At 68.6% G+C, this 19,750-nt stretch carries 15 protein-coding genes and 4 pseudogenes; 11 read left to right on the top strand and 8 right to left on the bottom strand.

Annotated elements, in window-relative coordinates:
* Positions 1-211 precede the first annotated feature (211 nt).
* Positions 212-802: a peptidase inhibitor family I36 protein gene (locus D1369_RS41900; RefSeq protein ID WP_106433448.1), complete on the bottom strand. Its 591-nt coding sequence runs from the start codon at positions 800-802 to the stop codon at positions 212-214.
* Positions 803-1,606: 804 nt separating this feature from the next.
* Between D1369_RS41900 and D1369_RS41895 the strand changes: the two genes are divergently transcribed.
* Complete coding sequence (locus tag D1369_RS41895) at positions 1,607-2,845, top strand: glucuronoxylanase (protein ID WP_237557570.1); 1,239 nt, start codon at positions 1,607-1,609, stop codon at positions 2,843-2,845.
* 201 nt (positions 2,846-3,046) lie between these two features.
* Positions 3,047-3,288: pseudogene (locus D1369_RS44370) on the top strand (signal peptidase I); the annotation flags it as partial.
* Between the two features lie 79 nt (positions 3,289-3,367).
* Here the strand turns inward: D1369_RS44370 and D1369_RS44365 are convergent.
* Positions 3,368-3,529 (bottom strand): annotated as a pseudogene (locus tag D1369_RS44365) (ribulokinase); the annotation flags it as partial.
* A gap of 97 nt (positions 3,530-3,626) precedes the next feature.
* The gene (locus tag D1369_RS41880) at positions 3,627-3,920 is read right to left on the bottom strand and encodes a response regulator transcription factor (RefSeq protein ID WP_082319532.1); all 294 of its coding nucleotides are present in this window, start codon (positions 3,918-3,920) and stop codon (positions 3,627-3,629) included.
* On the opposite strand from D1369_RS41880, the pseudogene D1369_RS41875 reads away from it, so the two are divergent.
* Both D1369_RS41875 and D1369_RS41870 read left to right on the top strand, forming a co-directional pair.
* Positions 3,832-4,107: pseudogene (locus tag D1369_RS41875) on the top strand (MarR family transcriptional regulator); the annotation flags it as partial. The gene D1369_RS41880 and the pseudogene D1369_RS41875 overlap by 89 nt on opposite strands.
* A complete protein-coding gene (locus D1369_RS41870) occupies positions 4,104-5,222 on the top strand; it encodes an MFS transporter (RefSeq protein ID WP_007379197.1) in 1,119 nt (372 codons plus the stop codon). The pseudogene D1369_RS41875 and the gene D1369_RS41870, both read left to right, overlap by 4 nt.
* Before the next feature lie 848 nt (positions 5,223-6,070).
* On the opposite strand, the gene D1369_RS41865 is transcribed toward D1369_RS41870, so the two are convergent.
* Together D1369_RS41865 and D1369_RS43320 are read right to left on the bottom strand one after the other, a co-directional pair.
* Positions 6,071-6,646: a hypothetical protein gene (locus tag D1369_RS41865; protein WP_050789634.1), complete on the bottom strand. Its 576-nt coding sequence runs from the start codon at positions 6,644-6,646 to the stop codon at positions 6,071-6,073.
* A gap of 354 nt (positions 6,647-7,000) precedes the next feature.
* Positions 7,001-7,882 (bottom strand): hypothetical protein, encoded by an 882-nt coding sequence (locus tag D1369_RS43320; protein WP_162951054.1) that lies wholly within the window; start codon positions 7,880-7,882, stop codon positions 7,001-7,003.
* Between the two features lie 391 nt (positions 7,883-8,273).
* Between D1369_RS43320 and D1369_RS44360 the strand changes: the two genes are divergently transcribed.
* Both D1369_RS44360 and D1369_RS41845 read left to right on the top strand, forming a co-directional pair.
* Positions 8,274-9,800 carry an RICIN domain-containing protein gene (locus D1369_RS44360; RefSeq protein WP_240436149.1) on the top strand — a complete coding sequence of 509 codons (1,527 nt, stop codon included), beginning with the start codon at positions 8,274-8,276 and terminating at the stop codon, positions 9,798-9,800.
* A 368-nt stretch (positions 9,801-10,168) separates the two neighbouring features.
* Complete coding sequence (locus D1369_RS41845; RefSeq protein WP_202476891.1) at positions 10,169-11,581, top strand: RICIN domain-containing protein; 1,413 nt, start codon at positions 10,169-10,171, stop codon at positions 11,579-11,581.
* Positions 11,582-11,753: 172 nt separating this feature from the next.
* On the opposite strand, the pseudogene D1369_RS41840 reads toward D1369_RS41845, so the two are convergent.
* The 3 genes and pseudogenes from D1369_RS41840 to D1369_RS41830 all read right to left on the bottom strand — a co-directional run.
* Positions 11,754-11,900: pseudogene (locus D1369_RS41840) on the bottom strand (transposase); the annotation flags it as partial.
* A 148-nt stretch (positions 11,901-12,048) separates the two neighbouring features.
* Positions 12,049-13,347, bottom strand: coding sequence for a cytochrome P450 (locus D1369_RS41835; RefSeq protein ID WP_037898528.1), 1,299 nt, complete (start codon positions 13,345-13,347; stop codon positions 12,049-12,051).
* Between the two features lie 21 nt (positions 13,348-13,368).
* On the bottom strand, positions 13,369-14,724 hold the full coding sequence (locus D1369_RS41830) for a glutamine synthetase family protein (protein WP_007379204.1): 1,356 nt from the start codon (positions 14,722-14,724) through the stop codon (positions 13,369-13,371).
* Positions 14,725-15,089: 365 nt separating this feature from the next.
* On the opposite strand from D1369_RS41830, the gene D1369_RS41825 reads away from it, so the two are divergent.
* The 5 genes from D1369_RS41825 to D1369_RS41805 are packed head-to-tail and all read left to right on the top strand — an operon-like array spanning position 15,090 to position 19,743.
* Positions 15,090-15,278 (top strand): ferredoxin, encoded by a 189-nt coding sequence (locus tag D1369_RS41825; RefSeq protein WP_037898529.1) that lies wholly within the window; start codon positions 15,090-15,092, stop codon positions 15,276-15,278.
* Between the two features lie 5 nt (positions 15,279-15,283).
* Complete coding sequence (locus D1369_RS41820) at positions 15,284-16,498, top strand: FAD-dependent oxidoreductase (RefSeq protein WP_205574513.1); 1,215 nt, start codon at positions 15,284-15,286, stop codon at positions 16,496-16,498.
* Between the two features lie 12 nt (positions 16,499-16,510).
* Positions 16,511-17,317, top strand: coding sequence for an acetoacetate decarboxylase family protein (locus tag D1369_RS41815; RefSeq protein ID WP_007379207.1), 807 nt, complete (start codon positions 16,511-16,513; stop codon positions 17,315-17,317).
* A 34-nt stretch (positions 17,318-17,351) separates the two neighbouring features.
* Positions 17,352-18,815 carry an aldehyde dehydrogenase gene (locus tag D1369_RS41810; protein WP_007379208.1) on the top strand — a complete coding sequence of 488 codons (1,464 nt, stop codon included), beginning with the start codon at positions 17,352-17,354 and terminating at the stop codon, positions 18,813-18,815.
* On the top strand, positions 18,808-19,743 hold the full coding sequence (locus D1369_RS41805; RefSeq protein ID WP_007379209.1) for a 3,4-dihydroxyphenylacetate 2,3-dioxygenase: 936 nt from the start codon (positions 18,808-18,810) through the stop codon (positions 19,741-19,743). The genes D1369_RS41810 and D1369_RS41805 overlap by 8 nt, the downstream gene beginning before the upstream one ends.
* Positions 19,744-19,750 lie beyond the last annotated feature (7 nt).

Raw genomic sequence — 19,750 nt, 5'->3', positions numbered from 1 at the left:
CGAGACGATCGGCCGGCGCTTCGGACGACGCGCGGTATCCCGCCGTAGGGAAGACGAACTCTCTCGAGCCGTGACCAGTGGCGGGTCATCTTCAGCGAGACGCGGTCCGGGCGAGGGACCGTGCTTTCGGCCTTGCCATCACGCGGTGAAGGAGACGACGGACAGCGGCACCGCGCCGGAGCCGGTACCGCGCCACGTCTTCAGGTCAGGGCTACGCGTACAACTGGATCAGATCGGCTCGGTCGTTGGCGCTCACCTGGGACTCGGCATACGCACCCGGCCCGCCGAAGATCCACTCCCATCCACTGCTGCCGCCCGCGCTGACCCAGTCCTTGCCGACCATCCAGGCGCCTCCGGTCTGGTTGTTGAAGAAGGAGCTGACCTGGTCCTGCCAGGTGCCGCCGCCGGGCATGGGGTATTTGGCCAGTTCATAGGAGCCGTAGTAGTAGAAGTCCAGGCGGTAGCCGCTGTAGTTGGCGTGTTGCCACACACAGGCGTAACCGGGTCGGCAGTCGCCCATACCGGCGGCCGCGCGGGTGGACGACGGGACAGTCATCTCCACGCCCGGCTCCAGCCGCACCCGGTCCTTCGCCACCCGCTCGGCACCCTCATTGTGGCGGAGCAGGCCCGCGATCTCCCGCTCCATTCTGGCGTCCGCCGCCTGGAGGGACGAGGCGGTCTGTGCCGGCGCGGCCATCGACGGCGAGGCTAGAGCCGTCGTGAACACGGACGCGGCTACCAGTCCGAGTGCGAGCGAGGCGCAGCGCATGCTCACCGTCTTCCGCGAGTGCAGTGGACTCATGTTTTCTCCCTTGGGCGGGCCCGGAACCGTTGTTCCTGACGACACCCTCATGGTTCGTGGCATCCCGCGACCGGCACCAGGTGTTTCGGGCACAGCCAAAAGTCACTGCCCACTCGGCTCCCGGGAGCGTCGCCCGGAGGATCACTGAAGCTCCGCGGCGTCGGTGCTCAGTCCCCGGCCAGTCCTGGGAACCCGCCTGCGGCCCGGGAGGACTACGTCGCGGCCACGGAGAAGGCGATGGCGCTGTCCCCTTCGACCGTTTCATCGACCCGTCGATGACCGAGGCGCACTCGACCCTCATGCTGAACTGGACCGACGCGGCCGTGCAGCAGACTCTGGAGGAACTGCGGCTCAAGTACGGGGCAGTTCATGGGTTTGACGCATCCACGCCCTGCAGTCTCTCCATCGCGCTGCCCGCCATAAAGGCCGAGCCCCTCCCCCACCTCAGGCCGCGGCGCAAGTGTTGTCCGGTCACGCAGGCGATACGACCTGAACTCGCCCCGCATGTCGTCCGCGCGTGTCCCAAAGGGTTGACGGCGGAACACGGCGAACCTACGGTCTACCACCACCGCACGATCGTTCACTTCTTCGAAATTTTCGACGGGAAGCGAGCGCTCCCACACCGCGTAGCACCCACGCGCCTCACGACACTCCATTCCGCTCGGCGATTTCGACCGGAGCCACCTGATCAACGACCGAAAGTTTCGGGAGAGAAGTCCACAAGGAGGAGCAATGTCGTTACGCCGCAACGGATCCGGCGACGCAGGGCCGGAGCACCCCAGTCGTCGCGCCGTTCTCGCCACCATGAGCGCACTGCCGGTGCTCGCCGCCACGACCCCGGCCGCGGGCGCAGCCCGCACACCGTCCGCGGCGGCCGCCGCGGTGATCGTCGACCCGTCCGCGACGCGGCAGACGATCCGCGGATTCGGCGGCATGAACCACCCGCTCTGGATCGGCGATCTGACTGGTGCCCAGAGGGACACGGCCTTCGGCAACGGTGACGGACAGCTCGGACTCTCCATGCTGAGAATCTTCGTCTCCGAGGACCGGACGAACTGGAGCCGCGAGGTCGCGACGGCGAAGCGCGCGGCCGAACTCGGGGCCACCGTCTTCGCGTCGCCCTGGAATCCACCTGCTCAGATGGTCGAGACCTTCGTCCACGGCCAGCAGACCAACGCAAAGCGGCTCCGCTACTCCATGTACGGCGCCTATGCGCAACACCTGAACGACTTCGTCGCGTTCATGCGCAGCAACGGGGTCGACCTGTACGCCATCTCCGTGCAGAACGAACCCGACTACGCTCATGACTGGACCTGGTGGACCCCGAGCGAGATGACCAGGTTCCTGCGCGAGAACGCCGGCTCGATCAGCACCAGGGTGATCGCACCGGAGTCCTTCCAGTACGTGAAGAGCTTCTCGGACCCGATCCTCAACGACTCCGCAGCCCTTGCCAACATGGACATCCTCGGGGCGCACCTGTACGGCACACCGTTCCAGAACTTCCCGTACCCCCTCTTCAAGCAGAAAGGGGCGGGCAAGGAGCTGTGGATGACCGAGGTCTACTACCCCAACAGCAGTGACTCGGCCGATCTCTGGCCTCAGGCTCTCGACGTCGGGGAGCACATCCATCGCGCCCTGGTGGACGCCGAGTTCCAGGCGTACGTGTGGTGGTACATCCGGCGCAGCTACGGCCCCATGCGGGAGGACGGCCGGATCAGCAAGCGCGGTGCGAGCCTGGCGCACTTCTCGAAGTTCGTCCGTCCGGGCCACGTGCGGATCGCGATCACCGCGAATCCCCAGCAGAACGTCTACCTCTCGGCCTACAGGGGAAGCGGCTCTCGTGTGGTCATCGTGGCCGTCAACAAGGGGACTTCACAGGTGGGTCAGCAGTTCGCCCTCCAGAACACCGCCTCGTCCGGGGTGTCGTCCTGGGTGACGGACGCAAGCAGGAACCTCGCGTCCCAGAGCCGGATCACGGTGACGAACGGTTCCTTCACAGGACAACTGCCCGCTCAGAGCCTGACCACCTTCGTCACCGGGTGACGTCCAGGTCCCTCTACGTCGACCTGACGGGCTCGCTCTTCGGACACCACAGCGCCGGCAATGGGCATTTCCTGACCGTCCCCGTGAAGTGCCCGACGAATACCGGTCACTTGACGCAATCTCGTGTGCAATTACACATCACCCTCCCTGAATCCACCGATGATATTCCCAGACATGAGGGACAGTATTTACGTAGGGAAGGGGATCCATCCGCGTGGAGAGGAGCGGGCGAAGTGGGTGCGGGGTGAGGAGCGGACCGCTCTCCTGGTCACCAGCGGCCGGTTTCGCGTGGAATTCCCGGGGCGGAATTTCCTTCTCGAGAAGCAGGGCAACATATCGTCTGGGGGCGCGGAGTCGACCACTCATGGTGCGCGGAAGAGGAATCGGTGTTGTTGACGGTTCGTTGGCCGTCCGTCGCCGGTTGCGCTGTCACGCAGGAATGACTCGCGTTCTCCGCAAGGAGGCAAAGGGTAGGGAACCTGTCACCCAGCAGGCTTGGGCGTCGCACCGCTCGGTCCGGCCGTAGACCTCCGGGTCCTCCTCCAGCAGTTGCAACGCCTTGGCGAACTCCCACTCCGAGGAGATCTTCCCGACCTACCGCTTCAGCCACGGCTCCTTACGCTCGGCGGCCAGTTCCGTGCTCCGGTCGGCCTGCCCCTGGGCCGCGTGATGGCGCCACAACTTCACGGTGGGTACACCCCGCAGTACCTGCGGGGCCGGATGCGCGACCGGCGGTGCCAGTGCGAGAAGGGGAACATCCGAAGGCCGGGAATGCCGGAGTTCACAGCAGGCCGAGGTCACGAGCGCGCAGTGCCGCCTGAGTGCGGTCGCGCAGGGAAAGGCGGCTGAGGATGCGGGAGACGTGGTTCTTGACGGTGCCCTCACTGAGATAGAGCTGTGCGGCGATCTCCCGGTTGGTCCGACCGCGTGCCTCAAGCCGCAGGATGTCGATCTCGCGGGGGCTGAGGGCGGCAGCCAGTTCCGCAGAGCCCGCGATGACCGCCCTAGTACGGGTGGTGATGGAGGAGTCCGGCCTGGTTGAGCGGCGGGGCGACGCGTGCGACAAGCGGGTCACGCTGGTGTGCCTGACCGAGGACGGCGCCGCCTATGTCAGCACGCGGCGCCAGGCGGGCGTCCAGGCGTTCGAGCGGTTGATCGGCGAGCTCACCGGAGACGAGGTCGAGGCGCTGGTGGCGGCCCTTCCGGCGCTGAAGCATCTGCCAGAGCTCGAAAGCCAGAACCGCGAAGCGCCGAAGCAGTGACCGGGCAGCCGGTCAGCGAGGGCGCGGTGAAGGCGTTCCCGGTGGCGCGTTCCGAGGCGCGGCTGCTGGCCCCCGCCCTGATGCTCATCGCTCCGGTCGTGGCGGCGGTCGCCAGCCTCGGGACACCGCTCATCACCAGCATGGCGACCTCGTTCCACGTCTCGCTCGGCAGCGCGCAGTGGACGCTGACCGTCGCGCTGCTCAGCGGTGCCGTCGCCACGCCGGTCCTGGGCCGACTCGGAGCCGGCCCGCACCGGCGGGCCACGATCCTCGCCACGCTGGCGGTCGTCGTCGCCGGGAGCGCGCTCACCGTGCTTCCGCTGCCGTTCGCGTGGCTGCTGGCCGGCAGGGCAGCCCAGGGCGCCGGGATCGGGCTGACGGCGCTGATGATCGGCGTGGCCCGGGACCACCTCCCCGAGGAGCGCAGCGCGGCCGTGATCGCCCTGATCTCGGTGGTCTCGATCATTGGGGCCGGCGTCGGCTACCCGCTGGCCGCACTGCTCGCCGAGCTCGGCGGGGTACGGGCCGCCTACGGCCTCGGCCTGATCGTCACCGCCGCCGCCCTCCTGACCGCGTGGCGCTCCATGCCCGCAGCCCCCGAAGGCCGCTTGGCCCACGTGGACGTGGCAGGCGCGGTCGTCCTGGCCGCTGCGCTGCTCCTGGTGCTGGGGTTCGTCGCTGGCAAGTTCGCCGCGGGTCCGGAAGCGGGTCGCCGGCCCCCTGCTCCTGGCGGGCAGCGCCGTTGTGGTCGGCGGCGGGTTCGCCCTGTTCGCGGCGGCCCGGTCGGACCTGGCCGAACTGTTCGTGGCGATGGGCGTGCTCGGCTTCGGCGTCGGCGGCTTCTCGGCCGCGATGCCCGGCGTCATCCTGGCCGTCACCCTCAATGGCGAGACGTCGAGCGCCATGAGCTTCAACTACGTCGTCCGCAGCATCGAGTACTCCCTGGGAGTGCCATCGGCGGTCTGATCCTCGCCGCGGGCACCGGCCCCGGCCACCTCTTCCCCGGCGACAGGGCCTACACCACCGCGGCGCTGGTCGGCATCGGCGCCATGGCGATCACGACGCTGACTAGCCTCGCTCTCGCCCGCCGACGCCCGTCCGAGACCAACCCGTAAGAGCTCGCGCAAATAGGTGGTGTGGCGAGCCTCTGCAGCAAGGCGGCCACCAGGCTGGTCGCCTTCGTCCGTCATCCGACACCACGACGGGTGCTGCGGGTGAGCCGCACTCGCATGGCCTGCCACAGCTCCGCCGCCCCCCAGTGGTCGTGGGCCGGCTCGAAGGCTGCCCCGGACTGCACGCGTTGTGGTCGACCTTGGCGTTGCCGTAGTCACGGTGATGCGGGCCTGGCCAGGCAATCCCGCCGACCAGATGGTCGAGCTCGGTGTCCGCGAAGAGCCTCGCCAGATAGTCACCCGGCGTCAGCGCGATCCACACCCGCTGCAGCGACGGATCCTCGCCCTCCACCACACGAGCCGGATCAGGACCGGCCTGGGACCGGTAGATGTTCACACCGTCGAAGCCCAGGGTGCGGTGACGCTGCGTCGCCAGGGTGCAGTGCGGACACGGCACCGTCAGCTTCCGCCCCCACACAGGGGCCAGATCCTCGCCCGGACCCTGCCGGGCAGGAACACCCACGTCGGCTCAGCCTCCCGTTACACGCATCCCGGCAGCCCGGCAGCCCGGCAGCCCGGCCGCGAAATGCGGCCAGACAGCACATAATGTGACAACTCCCGGGCCAACGGCAGGCATTGACGCTCCCACAGCCGTCACGCGACGCCGCGGTGCGACCGGCTGGCCGCCAGCCGCGCGCGCAGCACCGTCGGTTGATGGCGAACGAGGACGCCGTAGCGGAGGCGGATGCCGCGTACGAGGCGGAGCGGCACCCGGACAGGGGGGACGAAGTCATCGGGAAGCCAGCGACCGTGGCAGCGCGGCTCGGTTCGGGTACGGGGTGGTGGCTGGTTCACCAGGTGTGGGCGACGTCCACGACGAGGTGTCCGGCCTGCTGGAGTACGCGGAAGGGCAGTCGGGCTCGTAGTCCGAGTCCGAATTGGGACTGGCCTTCGAAGGTGCCGGCGAACTTGGCGTCGCGGAAGGTGCGGTAGCCGGTGAGGTTCACGCCGGGCAGCAGCTTGCCCGCCTGGCCGGGGTAGGTGGGGGTGCCGGAGTCGATGTCGTAGGCGGGTGCACGCACGATCACTTCGAGGATGGCGCCGCCGCTGACGGGGATGCGGTGGCCGGTCGGGTCCTGGATCAGCTGGTCGACGTACCGCACGCTGTAGCCGAGCTGGTCGGCAGGCGCACCGGGGACGTCAATGACGAACCGGTCATAGCAGTCGTGGCGGCCGGTCCTGGCGTTCGTGACGTAGTGGCCGGCCGTGCTGGCCGAGTTCGTCTTTTCGACGCTGCCCCAGCCGGCCGGGCAGGCGGTCGCCGCCTGCGTGGCGGGGGCGGTGCTGGCCATGGCCGGCACCGTGGCCGCTCCCAGCGTGGTGGCCATGAGAGCCGCCGTCACCCAGACTGTACTATTTCTTGCCATCTCGTCCCCCAAGCAGGTTATTGTCCTATTGGGCGAGACAGCTGGATCGGTCGAAAGGTTGCACGCTTTTCTGCCGGAAGTGTGGAGAAGCCGCTGCCGCGCGCCCCGACGCCCCGCTGCCGCACGGCCTGAGCCGCTCTGCTGGTCGACCAGCCCGGCCACCGCTGTGCAGGGGGTGCTCGGTGTTCGCTCATGGCACGGAAGCTACCGACCCGTCGAGGGCAGCAAGACCGGAACGCCGCATCCGGCCACGTTCGGCACCGCGTTTCGGCCTGGATATGGTCAAGAGCTCCCACAGCCGTCACCAGACACTGCGGTGCGACCGGCTGGCCGCCATCGGCGCGCGCAGTACAGTCAGGTGTCCGAGTCTGCTGCGCAGCAGGTAGTCGGCGGTACGGCGACAGGCATCGTCCGCGGCAGCTGCGCGGCACTCTCGACCGCCTCCCCCACGCCCGCGAGCGGCTCAGCTTTGTGCTCGCCGCCGTGCACGCCCTGAGCACCCACGACCAGCGCCATCTGCTGCTGGACGACCTCGACCACAGCCGCGCCACGTAGGCGCGTACGGCCACAGTCCCGACCGCCTGACCTCGATCGCGGAGAGCGCGTTCGCCTTGCTGCCTCGCCCGCGCCACCACTGACAAGGGCACGGCCGGCCTCGTTGCGTGGTGGCAGCGCCCCTTCCCCGACGCCAACACCCTCCTGCTGCCCGGCCAACCGGCCCTGGTCGACACCGGTTTCGTCGGCCACGCCGACGAAACCGCCGCATCGGCCCGCACACACGCCGGAAACGTCGACCTGGTCGTCAACACCCACTGACACTCCGACCACGTCGGCGGCAACGCCCTCCTCCATGCCCAGGGCTCCGCCATCGCCGCCGACACCCCTGAGGCCGACGCGATCACCAGCCGCGGCCCGGCTGTCCTCCAGGTGGAACTGGTGAAACTGGATCGAATGGTTCTCGGTCGCAGACGCGACGCGCGTCGGGGAGTGGATGCCCTGCCCCCTCACCACCCGGGACCTGCTGTCCAGCTTCGATACGATCCAGCCCTCGCTGGATAGCTCCCCCGGGTCGCCCAGCGGTGCGGGTGGCACGGCCACGGTGCGGGCGGGCACGGCACCAACGACGACGACGCCATCGCGCAGAACGCCACCTTCGAGGGCGAACTGCCCTTTTGGCTGTGACGTCGGGGGGCGGGGTTTCGGCCGGTTTATTGGCGGCAGCCGGTTGTCCGGCAAGGCTGTTCTCGATCGGGGTGCCGGAACTCCACGTTGCAGTTCGGGGCGATGCTGACCTACGGCGTCTCACGTCGCCCGCCTGACGTTCACATCGAGCCGTTCGGCACGCCTGCAAGGGCGGTGCTGCGGCCGCGGCTCAGTGCCGGTGCTCCCAGGGCACCATCGGTCATGACATGGGATCTCCGTGGGGCAGATCGACTGTCCTGATCGCCTTCCTTCTTTCACTGCGAGTGTGAACAGCCCATTGAAGTCGACGCATTGCTATGGCATCTTCACCCCGCAGTGGACACGGCGCGCTATACATCCCATCACTGACGTGCTTGGTCTGATCTCACTTCATTGCGCACGCCACCATCCAGACTCTCTCGCTATTCCCATCGGGAGGTTCACCATGCCGATGTCGAGATCAACGCCAGGACGCGCCGAAGCGGGGAGGGCGCGAACGAGGCGATGGCCGGCGTGGATGGCGGCGGTGGCAGCCGTCGCTGCGGTCGTCGCTGCGATGTTCTTGGTAGCACCGGCGTCAGCCCTGCCGGCGTCAGGCGCCGCCGCGCCGCAGGCTGCCCAGAGCAATCCGTACCAGCGCGGCCCTGATCCCACCCTGACCGGTATCGAGGCGTCGCGCGGTCCGTTCGCCACGGCGCAGATGGGTGTGGCGCCGGGCAACGGGTTCAACGGCGGAGTGGTCTACTACCCGACGGACACCAGCCTGGGCACGTGGGGAGCATTGGCGATCGTGCCGGGGTACACGGCGCGGTGCGCCGACGAAGAGGCGTGGATGGGGCCGTGGCTCTCCTCATTCGGGTTCGTGGTGATCTGCATCGAGACCAACAGCCGTACCGACGGGGCCGACGCCCGGGCCGCCGAACTGCTGGCGGGGCTGAAGTGGCTGACCACGCAGAGCCCGGTCAAGGCGGAGATCGACCCGAATCGGCTGTCCGTACTGGGCCACTCCGCGGGCGGAGCCGGAGCGATCATCGCGGCAGAACGCCAGCCGTCGCTGAAGGCGATGATCGGCCTTGCTCCGGGGTTCCCCGGCAATGGCCTGAGCATGGCCACCGACAGGGTGCCGAGTCTGGTCATCGGCGGCCAGAACGACACGGTCGTCACCCCGTCGTATCTCAGCGGTCTGTACGCGACGCTGCCGGGCACCACGCAGAGCGGTTTCGCCCAGATCGCCGGAGCGGACCACGTGTACTACACCCGTCCGAACAACGTGGAGTTGAAGCTACTGATCCCGTGGCTGAAGGTGTTCGTGGACAACGACACCCGCTACACGCAGTTCCTCTGCCCGGGCCTGCCGGACCCCTCCACCGTCTCGGTCTACCAGCCCAAGTGCCCCTACGTTCCCCCGAGCGGCCCGACGCCGCCGCCGACGCCTGCCGGCGGTGAGCCTGTCCACGCGGTGGGTGCGGGCAAGTGCCTGGACGTACCGGACCAGCGCACGACAGCGGGCACGCAGGTGGAGATCCACACCTGCGACGGCGGGGCCAACCAGTTGTGGACGCGTACTTCCTCCGGCCGACTGACGGTGTACAGCGGTAGCTCGACCATGTGCTTGGACGCCGACGCGCAGGGCGCCAGTCCGGGTACGAAGGTGCAGATCTGGCCATGCAACGGCGGGTCGAACCAGCAGTGGAACGTGAATGCGAACGGCACGATCACCGGGGCACAGTCCGGGCTGTGCCTGGACGTGACCGGCGGGGCCACCGCGAACGGCGCCTTGGTCGAACTGTGGACCTGCAACGGCGCGGCCAACCAGCACTGGACACTCGGACAGCCCATAAGCAGCGCCGCTTCACCCAGGCAACCCAATGGCCCGGGCAAGTTCCTGAAGACATCACGACCCACGACCGGCAGGGACCTGCGGCCGCACTTCGACAACCAGCGCGCGCTTTCGCGGGTTCCGCCTGAGTGACTTCTCGGCGGCCAACACCACGACGGTCCCCGACGGGTCGATCGTCGCCGGGCCGGCCTCCTTGGTGGCCGCGGCGACCAGCCCGACGCAGACACGGGCCATCGACCCTGCGGCGGGCCGGGGGCGAGATGTGTGCGTTCGGTGCGGGAAAGAGGCCTGGCCATATCAGGTGCGGCACCACGGCGGGCACGCTGCCGGCCCACCTGGAACTGCAATGTACGGACCAAACAGATGTGGACCCTCGGGTGGACCGCAGGAGACACGAATCCGCCCCATGACCGGCGGCGAGCCTCCGAAGGGACTACACGCACAGAAGGGAGAACCCGATGGGAAACCCGATCGCCAATACACGTGGAAAGCCAGCCAAGATGACCAGACTGCTGGCGGTGTTCGCACTCGCCGCAGGAATTCTGGCGGCCGGTCCGAACCAGGCACACGCTTCCACATCGCAGTTCAGAGGAGTGAACTGGGCCGACCAGAGAGACAACTTCGTCAACGGCGTACTGCACCCGTCCGGGCTCGGGGCGTCGGACACCTACTCATCGGCTTCCGCCGTGGCGGACCAGGTTGTTGGCCAGATGTACGTGGCGACGGGCGCCAACACCGTGCGCATGCCTGTCAACGAGCCCACTGTCGCCGACTACTGGAACACCTACACCGGGGCGATCGACACGGCCCTCACCAAGGGAAACGTGATCCTCGCCTACTGGGCGTACAGCGGCGGCAAGCCGGCGAGCACCGCCGGGTTCAACCAGATGTGGGACAAGGTCGTACAGAAGTACGGCTCCAACCCCAACGCCTACTTCGAGGTCATCAACGAGCCGTACGGTTACAGCACGACCAGCCTGGACGACATGTACAGCGGCTGGTTGGCCAGGTACCCCTCCGTGCCGCGCTCCAGGGTGATCCTCGACGGCGCCGGGCTGGCCCAGGACGTCGCGGCAGTCGGTCGCGACAGCCGCCTGGACGGCACTTTCCTGGCGGTGCACGACTACTCGTTCTTCGCGGGATACGAGGACGAGACCGAGTGGGCGAACCACCTCGCCGGGTACATCGGCGGATACGCCTCCCGCACGATCGCCACCGAGTGGGGCGGCCCGATGGGCCCGGGCAGCAAGAACGGCGTCCACTACAACACCATCGACTACAGCGTTCCCAGTGGCTCGTTCTTCGCCGACTACGTCCGGGGGGTCAGCAGCGAACTGCGCAGCCTCGGCATGGGGAGCGTCTACTGGCCGGGGCTGCGTGACGGCGACTGGTACAGCATGACCAGCAAGAGCGGCACCGGCTCGGGCATCAAGCTGTCCTTGGTGAACGCCTCGGGACTGACCCGGCTGCAGTACGCCTGGGGGATCGGCAACGGCGGCGGCACATACGTGCGGATCACCAACGCCGCCACCGGCCTGTACATCGACGGAGAGGGCCGCACGGCCAGTGGGGCCACCGTCGGCGAAGCCAGCGGCAGCAGCAACCGGTACGAGCAGCAGTGGACCGTCGAGAACGATGGGCCCTACGTGCGCATCAAGAACCGGGCAACCGGCCTGTACCTGGACGGAGCGGGCCGCACCTCGGACGGATCCGCGCTCACCCAGTACGGTGACAGCAACAGCACGAGCCAGCAGTGGTCGGTGGTGACCGTCGCCGACAACGTGCGCATCAAGAACCGCACCACCGGCAAGTACATCGACGGCATGGGCCGCACCGGCAATGGATCTGATCTGGGCCAGTGGAGTGACAGCAACAGCACGAACCAGCAGTGGCGGATCGTAGCCGCCGGTTGACCACCACTCGCATCGCCTGCCGCGTACCAACGGCGAGCGCTTCAACCGGCGCCGGTACGTGGCAGGCGATGAACGCATACCACGCAGGCTTGTCCATGATCAGCTTGGTCCTCGACCGGTGAGCCGCACGGCCGTACGTGGTCGGTGCCCGGTGGGTGATCAGGCAGACGGCGAGTCCGAGGAACGCTTCGTGGATGTCGTCGCGTCGTTCCCAGCGGATGCGCAGCCGGCGGAAGCCGTGCAGCCAGGAGATGGTCCGCTCGACGACCCAGCGGAAGGTGCCCAGGCCGGTGTCGTGTGTGGCTTTGTATCTCAGTGCGGGAGTCGTTTCGAGGTGATGCCGAAGGTCACCTTCTGACCGAGTTTGCGTGCCCTTGGCGAACGGCCGCGATCAGAGTGTTGCCGCCCAGACGCACAGAGCTGTGGGCACCCAGCGTCCGGGTGGCCACAGCTCCGTGTACAGACGGTCAGGCGAGGGTGACCTCGACCGGCAGTTTCTTGATGCCGTTGACGAAGTTGGAGCGGACCCGGGGGACGTCGCCGGCGAGGCGGATGTCGGCGAGGCGCGGGATCAGTTCCTCGAACATGATGCGGATCTCGGTGCGGGCGAGCAGGTTGCCCAGGCACAGGTGGGGGCCGCCCTTGCCGAAGGTGAGGTGGTCGTTGTCCTGGCGGGTGACGTCGAAGTCGTACGGGTTGCCGAACACCTCTTCGTCGCGGTTGCCGGAGGCGTACCACATGACGACCTTGTCGCCCTCCTTCACCCGCTTGCCGCCGAGTTCGACGTCGCGTGTCGCGGTACGGCGGAAATGGTAGACGGGCGTGGCCCAGCGCAGGAACTCCTCGACGGCGACCGGGATGAGAGAGGGGTCTTCCTGGAGCCTGGTCAGCTGCTCGGGATGCTGGATGAGGGCCAGCATGGAGTGCGAGATGGTGTGCCGGGTGGTCTCGTTGCCGGCCACGACCAGCAGCAGGAAGTAGTTGTCGAAGTCCTGCGCGGAGAGCGGGACGCCGTCGCGCGGGCTCTCGTTGACGAGTCTGGAGATCAGGTCGGTGCCGGTGCCGCCCCGCCGCTGCCGGGCCAGCTCCCGTCCGTACTCGAAGACCTCCAGCGAGGCCGGGCTGCGGAAGGGCAGATCCTTGTACTGCTCGCTCTCCTCGCTGTGGAGGAGGACATCGGCGTAGTCGGGGTCCGTGTTGCCCATGATCCGGTTGCCCCAGTCGATGAGCTGCTGGTTGTCCTCCGGGGGGACGTCGAGGAGCCGGGCGAGGACGTTGATGGGGAAGTCGGCGGCGACGTCGGCGACGAAGTCGAACGTGCCCTTGGCGAGGGCCGTGTCCAGCGTCCTGGCGGTCAGGCCGCGCAGGAAGTCGGCGTACTCGTTGATGACGCCCTGGCCGAACTGACGCTGTAGCAGGCTGCGCATCGCGCGGTGGCGTACGCCGTCCAGTTCCAGGATGGAGGCGCGCTTCTTGATCTGGTCGTCGTCGAGTTCTTCGAGGTTGGCGAACTTGGTGGAGGTGAAGGTCTGCGGGTCGCGTCCCACGCGGGTGATGTCCTCGTGCCGGGTGACAGCCCAGAAGCCGTGGTTGGGCTCGGGCTCCGGCTGCCAGTGGACCGGGTCCTGGTGGCGCAGGGTGTGGAACATGCGCCAGGGGGTGACGCCGTCGAGGAACTTGTCGTTGTCGGCGAGGTCGACCTCGTCCAGCGGCATCGGGTCGTCGGGGGCGTGGTGGGTGTCGGTGGTGTTCAGGGTGCTCGTCATGGTGTGCTCCTGGCGGGGTGCTCAGAGGTGGTAGGAGTACTCGGCGAACTCCCAGTCGGTGACGTGTCGTTGGAAGCGTTCGGCCTCGTCGCGCTTGTAGGCGAGGAAGGACGCGGTGAAGTCCTTGCCCAGCAGTTCGATGAGCGCTTCGTCGGCTTCGAGGGCGTCGAGCGCGGCGGTCAGGTTCATCGGCAGGACCTGGGACTTCTCCAGGTCGTAGCCGTAGCCCTCCAGCGGCGCTGGCGGCTCCTCGCCCTCCTGGACGCCGAGCAGGGCGGCGGCGGTGAGCGCGGCGATCGCGAGATACGGGTTGGCGCCGGCGTCTCCGAGCCGTACCTCCAGACGGGCGCCGGAGCCGCGCTCGGGCGGGATGCGGACCATGGCGCTTCGGTTGTCCAGGCCCCAGTTGATCAGCCAGGGCGCGAGGGTGTCGGGCCCGAAGCGCTTGTACGAGTTGACGGTCGGGTTGAGCAGCGCGGCGAGCGCCGGGGCGTGGGTGAGGATGCCGGCGATGGCGTGCCGGGCGTTGCCGGAGAGACCGAAGGCGCCGGCCGGGTCGTCGAAGACGTTGCGGCCGTCGGCGTCGACGCAGGAGAAGTGCAGGTGGAAGCCGGAGCCGCCCGAATCGTTGAAGGGTTTGGCCATGAAGGTGGCCAACTTGCCTTCCTTGCGGGCCAGTTCCTTGACAGCGGCCTTGAAGCGGAACGCCCGGTCGGCGGCGTCCAGGGCGTCGGAGTGGGTCAGGTTGATCTCGTACTGGCCGCCGTCGAACTCGTGGTTGCCGGTGATGACGCCGATACCGAGGTCGCGCAGCTGTCGCAGGGTACGCAGCAGGTGGTTGTCGGGGTCGGCGCGCAGGCCGGCGGTGTAGACGGACCCGGTGACGGTGGGGCTGCGCCGCCAGCCGTTCGGCGCGGTGGCGTCCTCTTCGAGGAGGAAGTACTCCAGCTCCGGGCCGACGACCGGGCTCAGGCCCACGTCCGCACATCGGGCCAGCACCGAGCGCAGCAGATCGCGCGGCGACTCCGCGGCCGGCCCGCCGGTCGCCGGGTCGGTCGTGTCACCGAGACACCACGCAACGCCGGGCTCCCAGGGCACGCGTGCCAGGGTGCTCAGGTCCGGTCGCACGGAGATGTCGGGCAGGCCGGCATCGATGCCGCCCTGGATCGCGACGACGTCGCCGCGCGGGGTGGTGTGGTAAACGGCGCGGCAGAAGGCCAGGCCGTGCTCGCAGGCCGACGGCAGGTGGTCGAGCAGCACGTCGCGGGCGCGGTCGGTGCCGATGAGGTCGGGGTAGGTCACCCGGACCACGTCGATGCCCTCGGCGGCGAGCCGGTCCTGGTGCCGGCGGACGGATGGGGTGTCGTGAGCGCTCACCGATGTCTCCTCGGCGGATTCGGGGCACCTCTCGGGCGTCGAGCCCGGGGGGAGGGTGGCGGAGCGAAGACTGGTCGGGGCGCCGGGCGATGCCGCGGTCGTGAAGCCCCGGTTAATCATTTGAAGCCAAACGGTATGGAGGTGGCCACCTTCCCGCAAGGGGGTGCGCCAAAGAATTTATCCATCCGGATAGGTATTGACCAGAGCGTGGCGGCTTCCTATGTTGTTTGAAGCCAAACGAGTCAGGGGTTCGGCTTCCCGTCCCCCTGTGGCTGGGGGCCCGGCCACAGGCCGGGCCCTTCCATCCCGCCCCTGCCCCTCGCTCCCGCCCGCTCCGGCGCACCCACCTTCCAGGAGGACCGGCCATGAAGGTCGTCGTCGACATGAACAAGTGCAAGGACCACGGACAGTGCGTCTTCGCGGCCCCCGACGTTTTCCAGCTGGACGACAACGGACGGCTGGCCTACGTCAGCGACCCGGACGACACCCTGCGCGACGAGGTCGAGGAGGCCGCGGACGTCTGTCCGCTGCAGGCCATCCGGATCGAGGACTGAGCGGCATGACGACGCAGCGCATCATCGTGGCCGGGGCCTCCATCGGCGGCCTGCGCGCGGCCGAACAACTCCGCGGCGCCGGGTGGACCGGCGCGATCACCGTGATCGGTGACGAGCCCCACATGCCGTACAACCGGCCGCCTCTCTCCAAGGAAGCGCTGGCCGGAAAGGCGTCGTTCGAGTCCCTGGCCTTCGCTCCCAAGGCGAGCGCGGCCGACGTGGAGTGGCGGCTCGGTACGAGCGTCACGAGCGCCCGACTCGCCGAGCGGGTCGTCGTGCTCGACAGCGGCGAGGAGCTGCCTTTCGACGGACTGGTCGTCGCCACGGGTATGCGTCCCCGGCGCCTGCGCTGCGAAGGCCCCGCGGTCGGCCGTCACACCGTACGGACTTTCGGTGACGCTCAGGCCCTGCGTGCGGAGCTGGTCCGGCCGGGCGCCCGGGTCGTCGTCATCGGTGCCGGGTTCATCGGCTGCGAGGTGGCCGCCACCGCGGTCGGTCTCGGCGTCACGGACGTCACCGTGGTCGACCCGCTGCCGCTGCCCATGGTCGGACCACTCGGCGAGCTGCCGGCCCGCGCGCTGCTGGGGCGGCACGAGGAACGCGGTGTGCGCTTCGCTCTCGGTGCGGGTGTCTCGGGGTTCGAGGGCGAGGAGCACGTCACCGGGGTCGTACTGAGTGACGGGACAGTGCTCCCGGCCGATGTGGTCGTGGAGTCGGTCGGCTCCGTCGCCAACACCGAGTGGCTCGACGGCAACGGTCTCGACCTGACCGACGGCGTGCTCACCGACGGGCAGCTGCGGGTCGGCGGACTGCCGTACGTCGTCGCGGTCGGCGACGTCGCCCGCTTCCCCAATGCCCGCTACGACGGCGTACCGCGCCGGGTCGAGCACTGGTCGATCCCCGGCGACACCGCGAAACATGCGGCCAAGGCACTGATGGCTCATCTCACGGGTGCGGAAGCCGGCTTGCCGCCGTTCGCGCCGCTGCCCACCTTCTGGAGCGACCAGCACGACTTCCGGCTGCAGTCCTTCGGTTCCCCCGTACTCGGCCTCGCCGACATCCGCGTCCTGGCCGGCGATCCGGGCGGCGACATGCTCGTCGGCTACCACACCGACGGCGGGCAGCTCGTCGGCGTCGTCGCCCTCGGCGGCCCAGCCGCTGCCACCGGCGCCGCCCGCTACCGCGCCCAGCTGCTCAAGCAGCCCGCCCTCACCGCGTAAGGAACCAACGTCATGGCCAGCGTCCGTGGTTACTTCCATCCCAAGACGGCGACCGGATCATCGTCCCTGATCCCCTCACCCCCCTGGCACTACTCCGGCGACCTGCTCACGATCGAGTACCGCACCGATCCCGCACGTGTACGGGAGTTGCTGCCCGCACCGCTGGAACTCGCCGAGGAGGACCCGGGCGCGGTCGCGCTGATCTGGGCCGACTGGCAGTCCTGCTCCGGTACGAAGGAGGAGCTGCTGGACCCGGTGCGCGCCCAGTACAAGGAGGCCTTCGCCGTCGTCCGCTGCTCGTACCAGGGGCGGACGTACTCGCGCTGCGTGTACATCTGGGTCGACAAGGACTTCGCGATCGCCCGCGGGCTGCACCAGGGCTACCCGAAGAAGCTCGGTTCGATCCACCAGACGCGCCCGCACCTGTACGGTCCGGCCCCGCGCATCGAGGCCGGAGCCCGCTTCGGCGCCACCCTCGCCGCAGCCGACCGACGCCTGGCACAGACGGTGGTGACCCTGCGCGAGCCGTCCGAGACCAACGGCTTCGTCAACGGCCACCCGATGGCCCACCACCGCTGGCTTCCCTCCATCGAGAACGGCAAGGGCCTCGCGCTCGACGAGTTGATCGAGACCGGCGCCGCGTCGTTCGAGGCCGGACAGCCGTGGGTCGGCGATGCGGAACTGGAGCTGTTCGAGGCGCCGACGGAAGAGCTGGCCCGGCTGGAGATCCGAGAGCCGATCGCCGCGTACTACCGGCAGGTGGGCGTCGTCTGGGACGGCGGTCGACTGCTGGAATCCGGCACCTCCGAGGCCGAGTAACCCCCTTACGCATCAGAAGACCTGGAGACCGGACATGACCGAGCACATCACCACGGTGGCCGGGGTCGCCGTCGACACCCGGCACTGGATCGGCGGGGAACGCGTGGCGTCCGTCGAGACGTTCACCGACGTGTCGCCGATCGACGGAAGCACCCTTGGAGAGATCTCCCGGGGCACGGCGACGGAGGCCGCGGCGGCCGTCGCCGCCGCTCGCGCCGCCTTTCCCGCCTGGGCCGCCACGTCGCGCGCCGAGCGCGCCCGCATCCTGCACGCCATCGCCGACGGAGTCGAGAAGCGCATCGAGGACCTCGCCAATGTCGAGACGCTCGACAACGGCGCCCTCCTGCGTTCCCACCGCCGCGGTGTGATGCCGCGCGTGGCGCACAACTTCCGCTTCTTCGCCGACTGGCTGCTGAAGCTGGAGCACGAGGACTTCGCCTCCCGCGGCCACACGAACCACGTGAGCTGGGACCCGGCGGGCCCGTGCGTGCTGATCACGCCGTGGAACGCCCCGCTGATGCTGGCCACCTGGAAGGTCGCCCCGGCGCTGGCCGCCGGGAACACGGTGATCCTCAAGCCCGCCGAGTGGTCCCCGCTCACTGCTTCGCTGCTCGCCGACATCGCGGCCGAGGCAGGGCTGCCGGCCGGTGTCCTCAACGTCGTGCAGGGATACGGCACCGAGGTCGGCAACGCTCTTGTCTCGCACCCGGACGTCCGCCGGATCAGCTTCACCGGTTCCGTGCCCACCGCCCAGCACATCGCCCGGGCGGCCGCCGCCAACCTCACCCCTCTCAGCCTCGAACTCGGCGGAAAGTCACCGCTGTTGGTCTTCGCCGACGCGGACCTCGACCTCGCCGTGGACCTGGCGGTGGAGCAGTACGACAACGCCGGGCAGGTATGCCTGGCCGCGACCCGCATCCTTGTCGAGGAGGCGGTCTCGGACGAGTTCACCCGCCGGTTCGTGGAAAAGGCGAGCCGGCTCAGACAGGGTGACCCGCGTGACGAGGGCACCGACCTCGGCCCCAACATCCACCCGCGCCAGCTGGAGAAGATCGACGGCTTCGTGCGTCGCGCGCTCGACGACGGGGCTCGCGCGGTCATCGGCGGCAAGCGCAAGGACGCTCTGTACTACGAGCCGACCCTCCTCACCGACGTCGCCCAGGACTCGGAGATCGTGCAGGAGGAGGTCTTCGGTCCGGTCCTGACGCTCCAGACCTTCGGCGACGAGGAAGAGGCCGTGCGCTTCGCCAACGACACCCGCTTCGGTCTGGCCGCCACCCTCGTCACCGGCGACCACGAGCGCGCCAAGCGGGTCACCGCGCGGCTCGTCGCGGGCACGGTCTGGGTCAACTGCTTCTTCGTACGCGACCTCCAGGCTCCCTTCGGCGGCTCCCGCCACTCGGGCGTCGGCCGGGAGGGCGGCACATGGAGCTTCGACTTCTACTGCGACGTCAAGAACACCGTCACCGCACCGAACGGATGGCAAGACCATGGGTGAAATCGTCGGGGCGGGCCTGCTCGCCCACGTCCCCACCATCGTGCTGCCGGAGGGGGACCGGCTCGAGCTGAACCAGGGCAAGGAGATCACCCTCGTCACCGGCTTGCGACAGCTCCGCGAGGACGTCTTCGACAGTGACGACTACAACACCGTCGTGGTCCTGGACTCGCACTGGGCCACCACCGTCGAGTTCGTCGTCACCGCCCAGCAGCGCAGGGCCGGACTGTTCACCTCCGAGGAACTGCCGCGCGGCATGTGCCGGATGCCGTACGACTTCCCGGGTGATCCCGAACTGGCCCACAACATCGCCCGGTTCGCCGACAAGCACGGCACCTGGGTCACCGCGATCGACGACGAGTACCTCCCGATCTACTACGCCACCATCAACCTGTGGAAGTTCCTCGGCGAGGGGCTGCCGGACAAGCGATGGGTGACCATCGGCGTCTGCCAGACCGGTGACATGGAGGACCACCTGCGGCTCGGCCGCGCCCTGGCGGACGGTATCGCCGCCACTCCTGGCCGCCGCGTGCTGCTGATCGCCTCCGGAGCGCTGTCGCACACCTTCTGGCCGCTGCGCGAGCTTCGCGACCACGAGTCGAGCGACCCCGGCCACATCTTCACGTCCGAGGCCCGCGATGCCGACTACGAACGCATCGCCTGGTTCAAGGAGGGCCGCCACGACAAGGTCCTCGACACCATGGACGAGTTCTGGAAGTACAAGCCCGAGGCCCGCTTCTACCACTACCTGATGATGGCCGGCGCCCTCGGCGAGCAGGCATGCGTCGCCGAGGCACGTCAGTACGGCGAGTACGAGAACTCCATCGGCACCGGCCAGGTCCACCTCTGGTTCGACCGCCCGGCCGAGGGCTGGACCGGCACCGGCGCGCCCGCGTCCGTCTCCCCCCGCACCCCGCACAGCCGCTCCTAGAAAGGCC

It is taken from the genome of Streptomyces sp. CC0208 (genome assembly GCF_003443735.1).
Lineage (GTDB): Bacteria > Actinomycetota > Actinomycetes > Streptomycetales > Streptomycetaceae > Streptomyces > Streptomyces sviceus.
The sequence above is the reverse complement of the archived record's forward strand: the minus strand, read 5'-3'. Positions and strand labels throughout refer to the sequence as shown.